The sequence below is a fragment of the Cuspidothrix issatschenkoi CHARLIE-1 genome, from assembly GCF_002934005.1.
GTDB classification, from domain to species: domain Bacteria; phylum Cyanobacteriota; class Cyanobacteriia; order Cyanobacteriales; family Nostocaceae; genus Cuspidothrix; species Cuspidothrix issatschenkoi.
The window spans coordinates 1-2,399 of record NZ_PGEM01000022.1; the positions used below are offsets into that span (position 1 = coordinate 1).

Annotated in this window: 2 protein-coding genes; both read right to left on the reverse strand. The window is 34.5% G+C overall.

Annotated features, from left to right (window positions below; all coding sequences use genetic code 11):
• Nucleotides 1–30 precede the first annotated feature (30 nt).
• Nucleotides 31–699 (reverse strand): N-acetylmannosamine-6-phosphate 2-epimerase, encoded by a 669-nt coding sequence (locus CUN59_RS03025; RefSeq protein ID WP_104386441.1) that lies wholly within the window; start codon nucleotides 697–699, stop codon nucleotides 31–33.
• On the reverse strand, nucleotides 692–2,399 hold a 1,708-nt coding region (locus CUN59_RS03030), incomplete at its 5' end, for a GAF domain-containing sensor histidine kinase (protein WP_104386442.1). The genes CUN59_RS03030 and CUN59_RS03025, both read right to left, overlap by 8 nt.

Genomic DNA, 2,399 nt, shown 5'->3' on the forward strand with positions numbered 1-2,399 from the left:
TTTTACCTTACCTGAATTCTTACTAACATTTTAATTTTCTAATGCCGAATGAAAAGCCTTAACTAATAAATCAATCCCCGTAATTGCACCACCGACAACAACAGCATCAGCACCTAAATCTAAGGCTTTTTTCGCCATTTCTGGGGAAGCAATACCACCTTCACAAATTACAAAGGTATCCAGATTTTCTACTATTTGGGTGAGTAATTCCCAACCCGGAGGAGAATAGTTTTGAGTTGCGGCAGTGTATCCAAATAGAGTTGTTCCTACAATATCTGCACCAGCATCAATAGCTAATTTTGCCGCTTCATAAGTATCTACATCTGCCATAACTGGCTTCTCTAATTTTTCGTGAATTAAAGTAATAATATCTATTAACTTTTCATTACCAGGACGATTTCTGGTAGTGGCATCTATGGCAATAATATCTGCACCGGCTTGGGCTACAGCAACAGCGTGATCATACAAGGGAGTAATGTATACATCAGAACCTGTGATGATTTGTTTCCATAGTCCGATAATTGGTACTTCTACCTTTTCTCCCACTGCTTGAATATGGATAGGAGTATCAATTCTTACGCCTATAGCCCCATTATTAACTGCGGCTTGTGCCATAGCGGCAATTACATAGGGATCATGTAATGGAGAATTTACGGGTGCTTGACAGGAAACGATTAATCCTTTGCTTAAATTAGTCATTTTTAACTTTTATAACTTTTAATTGTTTTGGTATCCACACAGTAAAAATTGAACCTATTCCCATGGTAGATTCTACTTCAATTCTACCTCGATGTAGTTCTACCAGTTGTTTAGTTAATGCTAAACCTAAGCCAGTACCTTCATAGCGTCGGCGATAGGGTGTATCAAGTTGTTGGAATTTTTCAAATAATAGTGGTAATTTTTCTTCTGGTATACCAATACCTGTATCTTCTATCTGGAGAATAGCAGTATTATCCTCTATCCAAATCCGTAAAGTGACAGTTCCATCTTCTGGAGTAAATTTAATCGCATTAGTTAATAAATTCCAGAGAATTTGTTCAACTCTATGGACATCAGCAGTAAAGTTATCTTGTGTGGGATTAATTTGTAAATCTAATTGTAAGGTGAGTTTTTGACTGTTGGCTTTTTCTTTTAGAGATTCTAAGATATTTTGACCTGTTTTAATTAAGGAAAAATCGGAAATATGTAAAACTGTTTTTCCTGCCTCAATTTGAGATAAATCCAGGATGTCATTAATCATAGATAATAAATGTTCACCACTATCATGAATTGTTTGTAAATAATTTCTTTGTCTGGTACTTAATTCACCCAAGGGCCAACTTAATAATGTAGAAGACATCCCAATCACATAGGTTAAAGGTGTAAGTAATTCATGACTAATAGTAGCTAGAAATTCACTTTTAATCCGACTAGCAGCTTCCGCAGCAATGAGGGCTTCCCTGAGTGCAATTGTTCTTTCAATGACTCTTTGTTCTAGAGTTTGTTTTTCTTGGGTTAAAGATTGCATTAACTCGGTTTGCTTAATAGTTATAGCTAATTCTTCCGCAATAGCAGTTAGTAATTTTTTCTCGTTTTCATGCCATTCACGGGGAATATAACATTGATGAGCAATTAACAATCCCCATAACTTATTGTCAAATATAATTGGTACTGCTAATTTAGCTCTAACTTTAACCTCTCGTAGAAAATTTAATAAACAATTTTCTAAAAGATATGTTTCTTCAATATCATTAACAGCTAATGTAAAACTTTGGCGGTATTTTTGCCAACATTGTGTATGAGGTTGGAAGCAATTTTCTTCCTGATAATCTAAAACTGAAGGTATATCTTTTTTCGCAGAGACTTCATAAATCACACAACCTCTTGGCACATAATTGGTATCTATATTTACTTGCGAATTAATTAATATACTTTCTGCTTTAGATTTGGTATATTCAAATTTATAAATTACTAATCTGTCTAAATCCAAAAACTCACGCACTTGAGCTAATATCTTATTCATCGTTACGGACAAATCTAGGCTTTTACGAATTTGTGTAGTAACTCTGTTTAAAAGTTGCTCTTGGGCTATTTGTTTTTTCAGACTATCTTCTACATCTTGACAAATTGCGGTAGATTCTATATTAATAGAGCCTAGAGAATGGGGTAGAAAATATTCTAATAATAATAATGTAAATTGACTTTGCAAAGTTGGATCATTAGCAGCAATCTCTCGACGATATTGATCAAGAATTTGACAAGTGTGGGTATCACATTTCAATAATTCGCCTAATTGCGATATAAATAAAGCGATCGCATCAGGATGAAATGTCAAACTGGTATTTACCCGGTCATTTTTCCCTGCTTCTGTTGGTTGTAAATTACCCACCAAAAGCGCATTAAATCCTGGAGACAAAATC